This window comes from Pseudomonas sp. AFG_SD02_1510_Pfu_092 (assembly GCF_003331055.1).
Taxonomy (GTDB): Bacteria; Pseudomonadota; Gammaproteobacteria; order Pseudomonadales; family Pseudomonadaceae; genus Aquipseudomonas.
This window is the reverse complement of sequence record NZ_PUQD01000005.1, coordinates 1-13112: the sequence shown is the minus strand read 5'-3', so window position 1 is coordinate 13112 and position 13112 is coordinate 1. Positions and strand designations below refer to the sequence as shown.

Here is a 13112-nt window from a genome sequence, read left to right as displayed (position 1 = left end):
GCACGGGCAGTTCTTTGATGGCCTGGCGCAGGGTTCGGGACACAAGGTTTGACCGGATTCGTTCCAATCGTTCCCATGTAAGGGGGCTGCTGCGCAGCCCAATCGCCGGCAAGCCAGCTCCCACAGGTACTGCGTCAACCTTGAAAGCGACGCGGTCGAGGTGGGAGCTGGCTTGCCGGCGATTGGGCCGCACAGCGGCCCCCGAACGCTATATAGTCCCAGCCAGAACCAGCCATAAGGACAACAAGGCGTGTTGGCAACATCTCTGGTGCTGGTCGCCGCCCTGCTGCATGCGACCTGGAACACCCTGATCAAATTCAGCGGCGAGCGCCTGCTGGTGATTGCCAGCATGGACACGGTGGCGCTGGCCTTCGCGGTGCTGGCGGTGCCCTTCGTCGAGCTGCCGCCAGCCAACATCTGGCCGTGGTTGCTGGCCTCGGCGCTGGCCGAGCAGCTGTACCGCTTTCTGTTGATCCAGGCGTACCGCGTGGGCGATCTGGGTCTGGTCTATCCTCTGATGCGCGGGCTGTCACCGCTGGTGGTGCTGGGGCTGACCCTGGCCTTTGCCGGGGAACCGCTGAGCCAGCAGCAGATCATCGGCATCCTGCTAATCCCCTGTGGCATGGCCTGCCTGCTGTGGCAGGGCGGTGGCGGCGAGCGGCTGCCCTGGTCAATGCTGCCAGTGGTGGCCCTGATTGGTTTGTGCATCGGTTGCTACACCTGGTTCGACGGCCAGGCGGTGCGCTTGTGGGGCAAACCCTGGGATTACCTGGTGTGGCTGACCTTGCTCAGCGCCTGGCCGTTCCCGTTGCTGGCCAGCGTGGCGCGGCGGGCACCGTTCGTGCTGTTCTGGCGCCTGCAGTGGCGCCTGGGGTTGGCGGTGGGGCTGTGCGTATTGCTCAGCTACGCCTTGGTGCTGTGGGCCATGCACCTGGGGTCGGTGGCCGAGGCGGCGGCGTTGCGCGAGTTGAGCGTGATTCTGGTGGTGCTGCTGGGGATGCGCTACCTCAAAGAACCTTTCGGCGGGCCGAGACTCCTAGCTTGCGGGCTGGTGTTGGCCGGTATGTTGGTAATGAAGCTTTGACCTGAAGACTGAACAAGGAGTCCTGTCCATGACTGTTGCCCTCTGGTGCATCCTCATTGCGTTGTTCCTGCCGCCACTGTGCGCGCTGATCGCCAAGGCCGGCAGTGGCCGCTTCCGCCTGCGTGACAACCACGACCCGCGGGCATTTCTGGATACCCTTTCCGGGCTGCCGCGGCGCGCGCATGCGGCCCAGCAGAACAGTTTCGAAGCCTTTCCGGCCTTTGCCGCCGCCGTGCTGGTGGCGGATATCGTCGGCAACGCCGAGCAGGTTACCCAGGATGTACTGGGCGTGATGTACATCACCAGCCGGCTGCTTTACATCATTTGCTATCTGGCCGACTGGGCTGTGTTGCGCTCGCTGGTGTGGTTTGCCGGGATGGCGATTATCGTGGCGTTCTTCGTGGTTTCCATCTGAAAGCTGGTGCGGTCCCTGTGGGAGCGGCTTTAGCCGCGAACACCGGCGAAGCCGGTGCCATATACCGCGTAGTCTTCTTCGCGGGTAAACCCGCTCCCACAGGGCAAGCGTAACGTCAGAGGACTTTCGGCACCTCAGGCAACGGCTTGCCCTTGGGCCACAGCAGCCAGATCTGCCCTTGCTGCTTCATGTTCCCGGCCAGTTCCCCGGCCTGCGGCCCGGTGCCCCAGAACAGGTCCGCGCGCACCTCGCCGGCAATCGCCCCGCCGGTGTCCTGCGCCCCCACCGGGCGCACCACCGGGGTGCCGTCCGGGCGCGTGGTGGCGAGCCACAGCAAGCTGCCCAGCGGAATCACCTTGCGGTCGATGGCCACGCTGTAGCCGGCGGTCAGCGGCACGTTCAGCGAACCGCGCGGGCCTTCGTTGCTGTCCGGGCGGGTGCTGAAGAACACGTAGCTGGGGTTGCTGGCGAGCAGCTCCGGAACCCGCTGCGGGTTGGCCTGGGCCCAGGCATGAATGGCACCCATGCTCACTTCTTCCTTTTTCAACTGGCCTTGCTCCACCAGCCAGCGCCCGATCGGCCGGTAGGGGTGGCCGTTCTGGTCGGCGTAGCCCAGGCGCAACTGGCGGCCATCTTCCAGCTGTACCCGGCCGGAGCCCTGGATTTGCAGAAACTGCAGGTCCATCGGGTCGGTCAGCCAGGCCAGCACCGGCGCCTTGACGCCGTCACGGTTGATCACCTCGGCGGTGTCGTAAGGCTTGAGCACCCGGCCATCGAGGCGACCACGCAGGCGCTTGCCCTTGAGTTCGGGGTATACGCTGGCCAGGTCGACCACGATCATGTCGTCGGGGATGCCGTAGACCGCCACGTGGTTGGTCGCCGACTGGCTCAGGCTGCCAGGGTAGACCGGTTCGTAGTAGCCGGTGATCAGGCCGTTGGCATTGTTCTGTGCCGAACGCAGGCCATATACCTGCAGGTTCTGTTGCAGGAAGGCGCGTACCTGCAGGGCATTGTCCGGCACGTTGACGGCGGCTTCGCAGGTGCTGGCCCAGACGGCGTCGCGCTTGAGCTTTTCACAGCCGTTGCGCCAGGCCTGGAAGCCGGCCACCAGGTCGGCGTCGCTGACAGCTGGCAGGTCTTGCCAGGTGGCAGTGGCATAGGTGGCGACGGCATGCGGTTCGGGTTTGGCGTTCTCGCCACCGTTGCAGCCGGCCAATAGGGCAAGTGCCGGGAGTGTCCAGGCCAGATGGCGCAGGGCAGATTTCATGAGTGCGTTCCTGTCATGGGCGAACATGAAGATCCGCCCCTGTTTTTTATGTGGCTATTGGTCTTTGGCCGTTGGCCGGCGATACTGGCCGCCCATTTGCGTAGGCCGAAGTGAGCGTGATGTTGAAGCGATTGACCGTTGTTCTGCTGGCAGTACTGGCCTTGGGCGGCGCCCTGGGTGGTTGCGATCGGGTTGACCCGAACTCGCCGCTTGGCAAGCGCAAGGTGATCTTCAAGGACATGCTCAAGACCAGTGAAGACCTGGGGGGCATGCTGCGCGGCCGGTTGCCGTTCGACGGGGTGAAGTTTGCCGACGGTGCAGTAAAGCTGGACAACCTTTCGCACCAGCCCTGGCAGCACTTCCCCCAGGTACAGGACGCTGCTGGCGAAAGCAGCGCGCGTGCCGAGGTGTGGCAGCGCCAGGCGCGGTTCCATGACCTGGCCCGGCAGCTGGAAGGCGTCACCGGTGAACTGGTCGATGTGACGCGCAGCCAGCCGCTGGACGCCGCGCAACTGAAGGCGCCGATGGACCAGGTGGAGGCGGCGTGCAAGGCTTGTCATACCGAGTTTCGTAACCATTGATGGCAGGTGGTGGCTGCGTCGCTCCCACATTGAGCGGTGTGTGCCGCTGCCTTAGCGGTCCAGATCTTCCACCGCTTCCTGCAGTTCCTTGCGCGACTCGGCCAGCTTGTCCTTGCGCTTGTTGATCTTCTCCGAGTCGCCTTTCTTCTCTGCTTTCTTCAAGTCCTTTTCCCGTTGCGCCACTTCGTGACGGGCGTCGAGCACCTTTTGCTCACGCTCCTTGCGCAGGCTGGCATCGGTGCAGTTGTCGACCCCACGCAACGCCTCTTCCAGCCCCGCGACCTGGTCGTCGTTGCCATGGTCGCGGGCAATCTTCAGCTGGTTCTCGATGGCACTGCGCTTGGCGGCGCAACCGGTCAGGCCGGCATCCGGCTGGGCAGCCTGTGCGGTGGTAGCGGCCAGGCCAAGTGTCGCGAGCAGAAAAAGGGTCGAAATACGTTTCATGAAAAGCCTCCTTGACGGGGCGGGGCAGCAAAAGTTGGGGGAAATCCTGCCTTGGTTTTGCCCTTTTAGGAACCCTTGTTGGGCTTTTCCGGGTGAATCCGGGCATATCCCTACAGGCAAATTGGTAAAAATTCATTGCTCGATACCCTGCCCGTCGATCCGGAAGCCGTCGATCCCTGCCTTGGCCAGTTGCCTGGCGATGGCTTGAACCTCGTCGCTGGCAAAGAACCCGACAAGCTGCTGTCCGCGTTTTTCGCCAATACCGGGCAGCGCTTGCCATTCGCGGCCTGTGCGCGCAGCCAGGTCCGGCCAGTCGCCGGTCAGCTGCAAGCCAGCGGGTGCCGGTGCACCGAGCCCGCGCAACCATTGTGTGAAGGGCCGTGCGCGGGCAGTGTCGAAACTACCCAGCAGCTGCGCAGCCGTCGCCTCGCTGATACCGGCAACCTGGCCCAGGCGCTCGGCATCCAGGTGCAGCCAGTCGGTCATCGAGGTCACCAGCCCGGCCGCCACCAGCCGGCGCCAGGTGCCGGGGCCGGTGCGCGGCAGCGCCAGCCCCTGTTTGCCACTTAGCCAGGCCAGGCGCGCGACGAACTGCTCCTCGCAGCCCTCGCTGGCCTGCCAGCAGCTGTGGGCGTGATGCTCGCCGGGCGCCGGCGCGGTCACCGGCGTGCGCTCGACGGCGCGGTGCAGCACCTGCCCCAGGCGTGGGATGGTCAGCCCGGCAAGGCTGACGGCCACCTGGTCACCGGGGCGGATGTCGAGCTGTTGCCAACGGGCCAGCGACCCCAGGCTCACCTGGGTGATTCGGCGGTCATCGAGGGTAACCGGCAACAGCTGCAGCACCGGCGTGACCCTGCCGGTGCGGCCAACGCGGAAGCTGACTGCGCGCACTTCGGCCAGGGCCTGCGCATACGGGTACTTCCACGCCGCGATCCAGTACGGCGCCTTGGCCTGCCAGCGCTCGGCCGGAGGCCGGCTGCCCAGGCGCAGCACCACGCCATCGGTGGCGAAGGGCAGGGGTGAGCGGTACCAGTGCTCACGCCAGTGCGCCGCATCGTCCGCGGTGTCGATGGCCACGCTGTATTGCTGGCTGTGCGCGAAGCCCATTTGCGCCAGCTGGGCGAGGCGTTCGGCCTGCTGCTCGGGGCCGCGCGGCCAGCCCCACACGAACAGGCCGATGCGCTCGCCTTGTTCGCGTTCCAGCTGTTTGCGTGCCAGCAACCCGGCCACCGTGCCTCGGGCATTGACGCTGCCTGCCTGCGCTTGCACATGCGCATCGCGGCGCAGGTACAGTTCACCCTGCAACTGCAGGTCGATGGCCTCGGGCAACTGCCGGTTGATCGCGCCGAGCTGCGGAATATGGCGGCTCCAGTCGTGCCCCTGCACGCCATCCCCGCGGCTGATCAACTGCACCAGGCGGCCCTGCCGGTAAACGAGCGAAACCGCAACGCCATCGACCTTGGGCTGCACCCATACGCCGGCCTTGCCGGCCATCCAGCGTTCCACCGCTCGGCGGTCGGCCAGCTTGTCGACGCCGGTATGCGGCACCGGGTGGGGCAGCGGGCCGCGCGCGCCGGCCAGCGGGGACTGGCCGCTCGCCAGGCCGAAGCACTGCTGCAACCGGGTCAGCCGCAAGCGGCTCTGGTCATACAGTTCGTCGGGCACCAGCGCAACGCCCTGGCGATGGTAGTGGTCGTCCCAGCGGGCGAGGGTGGCCCGCAGCTGGGCCACTTCACTGTCGATTCGTTGCGGCTGCCAGTCGGGGCACTGCGCGGCCCGGGCCTGTGGGGCGTTGAATGTCAGCAGAAGGGCGAACAACAGCATGAACGGCATGGCCAGCATCCTTGCATGGCGGGTGGGAACCCTCAGCCTAGGCAGCTGGCGCGCGCCCGGCCATGCAGGGTTTGTCAGCCGATATGTCAAAAAAAAGCCCCTGCCGATTGCTCGGCAGGGGCTTTCGCTCAGCGCTGCAGGAAAACTTACAGGCCGGCAGCGTCACGCAGCGACTGGGCGCGGTCGGTGCGTTCCCAGGTGAAGGTGGTGAAGGTGTCGTCGCCGACGGTCTTCTGCTGCGGGGTACGACCGAAGTGACCGTAGGCAGCGGTTTCCTGGTACATCGGGTGCAGCAGGTCGAGCATGGTGGTGATCGCGTACGGACGCAGGTCGAAGCACTCGCGCACCAGCTGGATGATCTTCTCGTCGGAGACCTTGCCGGTACCGAAGGTGTTGATCGAGATGGAGGTCGGCTGGGCCACGCCGATGGCGTACGACACCTGGATCTCGCAGCGCTCGGCCAGGCCGGCGGCGACGATGTTCTTGGCCACGTAACGGCCGGCGTAGGCGGCGGAACGGTCGACCTTGGACGGGTCCTTGCCGGAGAACGCGCCACCACCGTGGCGGGCCATGCCACCGTAGGAGTCGACGATGATCTTGCGCCCGGTCAGGCCGCAGTCACCCACCGGGCCACCGATGATGAAGTTGCCGGTCGGGTTGATGTGGTACTGGGTGCCCTTGTGCAGCAGTTCGGCAGGCAGGGTGTGCTTGACGATCAGCTCCATCACGGCTTCCTGCAGGTCTTTCTGGGAGACCTCAGGGTTGTGCTGGGTCGACAGCACCACGGCGTCGATGCCGACCACCTTGCCGTTCTCGTAACGGCAGGTGACCTGCGACTTGGCGTCCGGGCGCAGCCATGGCAGCAGGCCGGACTTGCGCGCTTCGGCCTGGCGCTCGACCAGGCGGTGCGAGAAGCAGATCGGTGCTGGCATCAGCACTTCGGTTTCGTTGCTGGCGTAGCCGAACATCAGGCCCTGGTCGCCGGCGCCCTGGTCTTCCGGCTTGGAGCGGTCCACGCCCTGGGCGATGTCCACCGACTGTTTGCCGATGATGTTCATGACGGCGCAGGTGGCACCGTCGAAGCCGACGTCGGAGCTGTTGTAGCCGATGTCGATGATGACCTTGCGCACCAGGTCTTCCAGGTCGACCCAGGCCGACGTGGTGACTTCGCCGGCGATGATGGCGACACCGGTCTTGACCAGGGTTTCGCACGCGACGCGGGCGTATTTGTCCTGAGCGATGATGGCATCAAGGACGGCGTCCGAAATCTGGTCGGCGATCTTGTCCGGATGCCCTTCGGACACGGACTCGGAGGTGAAAAGGGAGTATTCGCTCATCTCGAAGGTTCCTGAAATTTACCGATGGTGTATGTCGCCAGCCGTCCGCTGAAAATGGCGGACCTGGATCTGGAAACCGTTACGCAAGCCCACGTACAGGCTGTCCCCCGGGGCCAGCCCGGCTGCCGTGGCCCAACGGGCCAGGTCGTCCTGTTCGAAGCCGAGCCAGAGATCGCCGCAGGCTTCCCGCGCCCAGCCCTGGTCATGGCTGCACAGTTCGGTGACCAGCAGGCTGCCGCCTGCCTTCACCCGTTTGGCCAGCTGGCGCAGGGCCAGGGCCGGATCGCTGAAATGGTGCAAGACCATGTTCAGCACAACGCAGTCGGCTTCCACATCCGTTGCACCCAGTGCATCGGCCAACTGCAGGTTTACATTACCCAGCCGTTCACGTTCGCAGACCTGGCGTGCCAGTTCGAGCATGGTCGGGCTGTTGTCCAGCGCGGTGACCCGGGCGAAGCGGCGGGCCAGGTCTGGCAGGAAGCCGCCGTCACCGGGGCCGACCTCCAGGGCGCTGGCGGCCGGGTCGAAATGCAGTTTGTCGAGCAGCGCCAGCAGGCTTTCGCGGTACTGCGGCAGGCCGGCGATCAGGTCTTGTTGGGCGCGGAATTTCTCTTCCACGCGCAGGAAGAAGTCCTGGCTGGTGGCTGCACGGCGTTGCTGCACCTGGGCGATGCGCGCCTGCACGGCGGGCGGCAGGGCCAGGTCGTCCACCTCTTCGAGCAGCGCCGCGTGCAGCCGGCCGCCCAGGCGCAGGCTGTCGGGCAGGGCGCGGCGGTAGAAGATGGCATTGCCTTCGCGCCGGGTCGCCACCAGCTCGGCCTGGGCCAGCACCTTGAGGTGGTGGCTCATGCCCGACTGGCCGACGTCGAAGATCTGTGCCAGTTCCAGCACGCCGAACGAGTCGTTGGCCAAGGCGCGCAACACGTTCAGGCGCAGCGCGTCGCCACTGGCTTTGCACAGGGCAGCCAATGCTTCGCGTTGCTCGGGAATCGATTGCGCACGTAGGTTCATGGGGCGGCAGTCTAGACAGGCATCGTTGCCCTCGCAAGGCCAATATCAAAAAGTTTTGATATTGAATGATGGGCGGAGTGCGGGGTTGCCCTTTCGGGTCTCTTCGCGGGTGAACCCGCTCCCACAGGTTCAGCACTGCCCTCAGGCTTGGTGCGACCCTGTGGGAGCGGGTTCACCCGCGAAGAAGCCGGCACCGATTTCCAGATTTTGCCCCGAAATCAGTGCCAATCAGAGGAAAATCCCCCGACTGCGACCATACGTCATTGCCCCCAGCCCCCGCAGTGGGCGAAAATGGCCGCCTTTTTTCGTGACACCACCTATTCAAACCCCAGGAGATCAGCGATGCCCAGCCGTCGTGAACGTGCCAACGCCATTCGTGCCCTCAGCATGGATGCCGTGCAAAAGGCCAACAGCGGCCACCCAGGTGCCCCCATGGGTATGGCGGATATCGCCGAAGTGCTTTGGCGCGACTATCTGAAGCACAACCCGAGCAACCCGGCTTTCGCCGACCGTGACCGCTTCGTGCTGTCCAACGGCCACGGCTCGATGCTGATCTACTCGCTGCTGCACCTGACCGGCTACGACCTGTCGATCGACGACCTCAAGGCCTTCCGCCAGCTGCACAGCCGCACCCCGGGCCACCCGGAGTACGGCTACACCCCTGGCGTCGAAACCACCACCGGCCCGCTCGGCCAAGGTATCGCCAACGCCGTGGGCTTCGCCTTGGCCGAAAAAGTGCTGGCGGCCCAGTTCAACCGTGACGGCCACACCATCGTCGACCACAACACCTACGTGTTCCTCGGCGACGGCTGCATGATGGAAGGCATCTCCCACGAAGTCGCCTCGCTGGCCGGCACCCTGGGCCTGAACAAGCTGATCGCCTTCTACGACGACAACGGCATCTCCATCGACGGCGAAGTGCACGGCTGGTTCACCGACAACACCCCGGCGCGTTTCGAAGCCTACAACTGGCAGGTGATCCGCAACGTCGACGGGCATGATGCCGACGAGATCAAGACCGCCATCGAAACCGCCCGCAAGAGCGATCGCCCGACCCTGATCTGCTGCAAGACCACCATCGGTTTTGGCTCGCCGAACAAGCAGGGCAAGGAAGATTGCCACGGTGCACCGCTGGGCAACGACGAAATCGCCCTGACCCGCAAGGCACTGAACTGGAACCACGGCCCGTTCGAAATCCCCGCCGACATCTATGCCGAATGGGATGCCAAGGCTGCCGGTGCCAAGCTCGAAGCCGAGTGGAACCAGCGTTTCGACGCCTACGCCAAGGCCTACCCGGAGCTGGCTGCAGAGTTCAAGCGCCGTGCCAGCGGCGAGCTGCCGGCCGATTTCAGCGAGAAGGCCCAGGCCTACATCAACGAAGTGGCCGCCAAGGGCGAAACCATCGCCAGCCGCAAGGCCAGCCAGAACGCCCTGAACGCCTTCGGCCCGCTGCTGCCGGAATTCCTCGGCGGTTCGGCTGACCTGGCCGGCTCCAACCTGACCCTGTGGAAGGGCTGCAAGGGTGTCGAAGCCAATGACGCCAGCGGCAACTACGTGTTCTACGGCGTGCGCGAATTCGGCATGACCGCGATCATGAACGGCGTTGCCCTGCATGGCGGCCTGGTGCCTTACGGCGCGACCTTCCTGATGTTCATGGAATACGCCCGCAACGCCGTGCGCATGTCGGCGCTGATGAAGCAGCGGGTGATCCACGTCTACACCCACGACTCCATCGGCCTGGGCGAAGACGGCCCGACTCACCAGCCGATCGAGCAGCTGACCAGCCTGCGCAGCACGCCGAACCTGGACACCTGGCGCCCGGCCGACGCGGTGGAATCCGCCGTGTCCTGGAAGTACGCCCTGGAGCGCAAGGACGGCCCTTCGGCGCTGATCTTCTCGCGTCAGAACCTGCAGCATCAGGACCGCGACGCCCAGCAGATCGCCGACATCAACCGTGGCGGCTACGTGCTCAAGGACTGTGCCGGCGAGCCTGAACTGATCCTGATCGCCACCGGCTCCGAAGTCGGCCTGGCTGTGCAGGCGTACGCCCAGCTGACCGAGCAGGGTCGCAAGGTGCGTGTGGTATCCATGCCATGCACCAGCGTGTTCGATGCCCAGGACGCTGCCTACAAGCAGTCCGTGCTGCCACTGGAAGTGGGCGCGCGCATCGCCATCGAGGCCGCCCACGCCGACTTCTGGTACAAGTACGTCGGCCTGGAAGGTCGCGTCATCGGCATGACCACCTACGGTGAGTCGGCGCCGGCTTCGGCACTGTTCGAAGAGTTCGGCTTCACCGTGGAGAACATCCTCGGTACTGCCGAAGAGCTGCTGGAAGACTGATAAAGGCGTAAGGCGAGGGCTTTGCCCTCGTTTCGCGACACAAGGCCGCTCCCACAAGGTCCTGCATATGCGGGCCCTGTGGGAGCGGCCTTGCGTCGCGATGGGCCGCAACGCGGCCCCAACCGCCATCATGCGTTAGCGAGCCCACGAATGTCCCACCTGCGTCCCTACAAAGTTGCACTCAACGGTTATGGCCGGATCGGCCGCTGTGTCCTGCGCGCGCTGTTCGAGCGGGGGGCGAAGGCCGGTTTCGAGATCGTTGCGTTGAACGACCTGGCCGACCAGGCCAGCCTGGAATACCTGACACGCTTCGACTCCACCCACGGGCGCTTCCCTGGGGAGGTGCGGGTCGATGGCGACTGTCTGCATATCAATGGCGACTGCGTGAAAGTGATGCGCAGTGCCACCCCCGAAGGCATCGACTGGGCCGCCCTGGACATCGACCTGGTGCTGGAGTGCTCCGGCGCCTACAACACCCGCGCCGACGGCCAGCGCTTTCTCGACGCCGGCGCCCCGAGGGTGCTGTTCTCGCAGCCGATGGCCAGCGAGGCCGACGTCGACGCCACGGTGGTATATGGCATCAACCAGGCCTGCCTGACCGGTACCGAGCGGCTGGTGTCCAACGCCTCGTGTACCACCAATTGCGGCGTGCCGCTGCTGCGCGTGCTCGACCAGGCGTTCGGCATCGAGTACGTGCAGATCACCACCATTCACTCGGCGATGAATGACCAACCGGTGATCGACGCCTACCACCACGAAGACCTGCGGCGTACCCGTTCGGCCTTCCAGTCGGTGATCCCGGTGTCCACTGGTCTGGCGCGTGGCATCGAGCGCCTGCTTCCGGAACTTGCCGGGCGAATCCAGGCCAAAGCGGTACGCGTACCGACCGTCAACGTCTCGTGCCTGGACATCACCCTGCAGACTGCCCGCGATACCAGCGCGGCGGAAGTCAACCGGGTGCTGCGCGAGGCGGCGCTGGAAGGCCCGCTGAAAGGCTTGCTGGCCTACACCGAGCTGCCCCATGCCAGCTGTGATTTCAACCATGACCCGCATTCGGCGATCGTCGATGCCAGCCAGACCCGTGTTTCCGGCCCCCGCCTGGTAAACCTGCTGGCCTGGTTCGACAACGAATGGGGGTTCGCCAACCGTATGCTCGACGTTGCCGAACACTATCTGCACGTCGTTCACCCAACCCGCAACAAACAGCCCTGAAGGACTGCATTCATGACCGTGTTGAAGATGACCGACCTCGACCTGCAAGGTAAGCGCGTACTGATCCGCGAAGACCTCAACGTGCCTGTGAAGGACGGTGTGGTAGCCAGCGACGCGCGTATCCTGGCAGCGCTGCCGACCATCAAGCTGGCCCTGGAGAAGGGCGCGGCGGTAATGGTCTGCTCGCACCTGGGCCGCCCGAGCGAAGGCGAATTCTCGGCCGAGAACAGCCTCAAGCCGGTCGCCGACTACCTGAGCAAGGCCCTGGGCCGCGAAGTGCCGTTGGTTGCCGACTACCTGGACGGTGTCCAGGTGCAGGCCGGTGACCTGGTGCTGTTCGAGAACGTGCGCTTCAACAAGGGCGAGAAGAAGAACGCCGACGAACTGGCGCAGAAGTACGCTGCCCTGTGCGACGTATTCGTCATGGACGCGTTCGGTACCGCCCACCGCGCCGAAGGCTCGACCCATGGTGTCGCCAAGTTCGCCAAGGTCGCTGCCGCCGGCCCGCTGCTGGCCGCCGAGCTGGATGCCCTGGGCAAGGCCCTGAAGGCCCCGGCCAAACCGATGGCGGCCATCGTCGCCGGTTCCAAGGTATCGACCAAGCTGGACGTACTGAACAGCCTGAGCTCGGTCTGCGACCAGCTGATCGTCGGTGGCGGCATTGCCAACACCTTCCTGGCGGCTGCCGGCCACCCGGTGGGCAAGTCGCTGTACGAGCCTGACCTGGTCGAAACCGCCAAGGCCATCGCCGCCAAGGTCAGCGTACCGCTGCCGGTCGATGTGGTGGTTGCCAAGGAATTCGCCGAAACGGCCGAAGCCACCGTCAAGGCCATCGCCGACGTCGCTGCCGACGACATGATCCTGGACATCGGCCCGCAAACCGCGGCCAACTTCGCCGAGCTGCTGAAGTCGTCGAAGACCATCCTGTGGAACGGCCCGGTCGGCGTGTTCGAGTTCGACCAGTTCGGCAACGGCACCCAGGTGCTGGCCAAAGCCATCGCCGAAAGCGCCGCGTTCTCCATCGCCGGTGGCGGTGACACCCTGGCGGCTATCGACAAATATGGCGTTGGCGCTGATATCTCCTACATTTCTACCGGTGGTGGCGCCTTCCTCGAGTTCGTCGAGGGCAAGGTCCTGCCAGCCGTGGCAATTCTGGAAGAGCGGGCCAAGGCCTGATGACGTCGGCGCTTGGCAAAGGGAGTGGCCTGATGGTCAAGCAATTGCCTGTGATGATCCTGGCTGGCCTGCTGAGCGCCTGCGCCGGCGGCGCGGCCTCGGATGCCGACCCGGCGCAGCCGCCCAAGGGTGGTTGCTACCAGTCCGAGTGGCAGGCCGAGACCGTGCCGGTGATCAACAAGCGCGTGGGCCCGGAAGGCCTTGAAAAGTACGACGAAGACCACCAGCGCAAGGCGCCGGGTTGCCCTTGATCGGGTAACAGGCAACCTGAAGGCTGATTTGTGGTCTTCAAAAGGGGCCGCTGTGCGGCCCATCGCCGGGGGGGCCCCCCCCCCCCCCGGGGGGGGGGGGCGGGGGGGGGGGGGGGGGGGGGGCGGGGGGGGCGCCCCCCCCCCCCCCCCCGGCGGGGCGC

General features: G+C 65.3%; 12 protein-coding genes. 7 read left to right on the top strand and 5 right to left on the bottom strand.

The features are described from left to right. Positions 1-250 precede the first annotated feature (250 nt). Together C6A77_RS03800 and C6A77_RS03795 are read left to right on the top strand one after the other, a co-directional pair. Positions 251-1084 (top strand): EamA family transporter, encoded by an 834-nt coding sequence (locus tag C6A77_RS03800; RefSeq protein WP_114168085.1) that lies wholly within the window; start codon positions 251-253, stop codon positions 1082-1084. Positions 1085-1112: 28 nt separating this feature from the next. Beyond that, positions 1113-1499 (top strand): MAPEG family protein, encoded by a 387-nt coding sequence (locus C6A77_RS03795; RefSeq protein ID WP_114168084.1) that lies wholly within the window; start codon positions 1113-1115, stop codon positions 1497-1499. 115 nt (positions 1500-1614) lie between these two features. Here the strand turns inward: C6A77_RS03795 and C6A77_RS03785 are convergent, their stop codons facing one another. Then, complete coding sequence (locus C6A77_RS03785) at positions 1615-2766, bottom strand: murein transglycosylase A (RefSeq protein ID WP_114168082.1); 1152 nt, start codon at positions 2764-2766, stop codon at positions 1615-1617. A gap of 119 nt (positions 2767-2885) precedes the next feature. Here C6A77_RS03785 and C6A77_RS03780 point away from each other — a divergent pair, with 119 nt between their 5' ends. After that, complete coding sequence (locus C6A77_RS03780) at positions 2886-3347, top strand: cytochrome c (RefSeq protein WP_114168081.1); 462 nt, start codon at positions 2886-2888, stop codon at positions 3345-3347. Positions 3348-3398: 51 nt separating this feature from the next. Here C6A77_RS03780 and C6A77_RS03775 read toward each other — a convergent pair whose 3' ends face one another. From C6A77_RS03775 to C6A77_RS03760, 4 genes are all read right to left on the bottom strand, one after another. Continuing rightward, complete coding sequence (locus C6A77_RS03775) at positions 3399-3791, bottom strand: DUF1090 domain-containing protein (RefSeq protein ID WP_114168080.1); 393 nt, start codon at positions 3789-3791, stop codon at positions 3399-3401. Between the two features lie 132 nt (positions 3792-3923). Further along, the gene (ligB, locus tag C6A77_RS03770; RefSeq protein ID WP_114168079.1) at positions 3924-5624 is read right to left on the bottom strand and encodes an NAD-dependent DNA ligase LigB; all 1701 of its coding nucleotides are present in this window, start codon (positions 5622-5624) and stop codon (positions 3924-3926) included. A 146-nt stretch (positions 5625-5770) separates the two neighbouring features. Beyond that, entirely contained in the window at positions 5771-6961 is a 1191-nt protein-coding gene (gene metK, locus C6A77_RS03765) for a methionine adenosyltransferase (protein ID WP_009681381.1), read from the bottom strand. Positions 6962-6979: 18 nt separating this feature from the next. Further along, the gene (locus C6A77_RS03760) at positions 6980-7972 is read right to left on the bottom strand and encodes a metalloregulator ArsR/SmtB family transcription factor (protein WP_114168078.1); all 993 of its coding nucleotides are present in this window, start codon (positions 7970-7972) and stop codon (positions 6980-6982) included. A gap of 342 nt (positions 7973-8314) precedes the next feature. Here C6A77_RS03760 and tkt point away from each other — a divergent pair, with 342 nt between their 5' ends. From tkt to C6A77_RS03735, 4 genes are all read left to right on the top strand, one after another. Continuing rightward, the gene (gene tkt / locus C6A77_RS03750) at positions 8315-10312 is read left to right on the top strand and encodes a transketolase (protein ID WP_114168076.1); all 1998 of its coding nucleotides are present in this window, start codon (positions 8315-8317) and stop codon (positions 10310-10312) included. A 150-nt stretch (positions 10313-10462) separates the two neighbouring features. Next, the gene (gene epd, locus C6A77_RS03745; protein WP_114168075.1) at positions 10463-11524 is read left to right on the top strand and encodes an erythrose-4-phosphate dehydrogenase; all 1062 of its coding nucleotides are present in this window, start codon (positions 10463-10465) and stop codon (positions 11522-11524) included. A 12-nt stretch (positions 11525-11536) separates the two neighbouring features. Beyond that, on the top strand, positions 11537-12700 hold the full coding sequence (locus tag C6A77_RS03740; RefSeq protein WP_114168074.1) for a phosphoglycerate kinase: 1164 nt from the start codon (positions 11537-11539) through the stop codon (positions 12698-12700). Continuing rightward, positions 12700-12951 carry a hypothetical protein gene (locus tag C6A77_RS03735; protein WP_114168073.1) on the top strand — a complete coding sequence of 84 codons (252 nt, stop codon included), beginning with the start codon at positions 12700-12702 and terminating at the stop codon, positions 12949-12951. Before C6A77_RS03740 ends, C6A77_RS03735 begins: the two co-directional genes overlap by 1 nt. The last annotated feature ends 161 nt before the right edge of the window (positions 12952-13112 follow it).

Bases quoted from the DNA above. Each gene is read 5' to 3' on its own strand.
- C6A77_RS03775 (WP_114168080.1), bottom strand. From the start codon at position 3,791: ATGAAACGTATTTCGACCCTTTTTCTGCTCGCGACACTTGGCCTGGCC.
- C6A77_RS03795 (WP_114168084.1), top strand. From the start codon at position 1,113: ATGACTGTTGCCCTCTGGTGCATCCTCATTGCGTTGTTCCTGCCGCCA.
- ligB (WP_114168079.1), bottom strand. From the start codon at position 5,624: ATGCCGTTCATGCTGTTGTTCGCCCTTCTGCTGACATTCAACGCCCCA.
- metK (WP_009681381.1), bottom strand. From the start codon at position 6,961: ATGAGCGAATACTCCCTTTTCACCTCCGAGTCCGTGTCCGAAGGGCAT.
- C6A77_RS03735 (WP_114168073.1), top strand. From the start codon at position 12,700: ATGACGTCGGCGCTTGGCAAAGGGAGTGGCCTGATGGTCAAGCAATTG.
- C6A77_RS03740 (WP_114168074.1), top strand. From the start codon at position 11,537: ATGACCGTGTTGAAGATGACCGACCTCGACCTGCAAGGTAAGCGCGTA.
- C6A77_RS03760 (WP_114168078.1), bottom strand. From the start codon at position 7,972: ATGAACCTACGTGCGCAATCGATTCCCGAGCAACGCGAAGCATTGGCT.
- C6A77_RS03785 (WP_114168082.1), bottom strand. From the start codon at position 2,766: ATGAAATCTGCCCTGCGCCATCTGGCCTGGACACTCCCGGCACTTGCC.
- C6A77_RS03780 (WP_114168081.1), top strand. From the start codon at position 2,886: ATGTTGAAGCGATTGACCGTTGTTCTGCTGGCAGTACTGGCCTTGGGC.
- tkt (WP_114168076.1), top strand. From the start codon at position 8,315: ATGCCCAGCCGTCGTGAACGTGCCAACGCCATTCGTGCCCTCAGCATG.
- epd (WP_114168075.1), top strand. From the start codon at position 10,463: ATGTCCCACCTGCGTCCCTACAAAGTTGCACTCAACGGTTATGGCCGG.